The sequence below is a fragment of the Adlercreutzia equolifaciens genome, from assembly GCF_029076695.1.
In the GTDB taxonomy this organism is placed as follows: domain Bacteria; phylum Actinomycetota; class Coriobacteriia; order Coriobacteriales; family Eggerthellaceae; genus Adlercreutzia; species Adlercreutzia equolifaciens_A.
This window is the reverse complement of record NZ_JARFIK010000465.1, coordinates 1-295: the sequence shown is the minus strand read 5'-3', so window position 1 is coordinate 295 and position 295 is coordinate 1. Positions and strand designations below refer to the sequence as shown.

The following is a 295-nucleotide window of genomic DNA, read 5'->3' as shown; positions in this document are numbered from 1 at the left end:
ATTTTCCATGATTTTATCGTCCTAATCTTCTGCTTATACCGACAGATATCTTTTCATTCAGTCTCTGATATGTCTTCCAGCCATTCGTCCGGTTGCTGATAAACCAGGTCAGCTCAGCTACCCCGATGCCTCCTGCCACATCCCATAATACATGCTGTCTCGTTGCAAGCGTAGAAATGAAGACCGATATTGCAATCAGTACTGACATCAGCTTATACCACTCAGGAATCTCCTTACACTTTCTAAGACCGATACAGCAGAACCAGCTCGCCATACAATGAATCGACGGAAACAG

Annotated in this window: 1 protein-coding gene; it reads right to left on the bottom strand. The window is 44.4% G+C overall.

The genetic code is table 11. The annotated features are described in order from the left end of the window. Positions 1-13: 13 nt before the first annotated feature. Positions 14-295: phosphatase PAP2 family protein (locus PZH32_RS13200; protein WP_275208711.1), on the bottom strand; the 282-nt coding region annotated here is incomplete at its 5' end.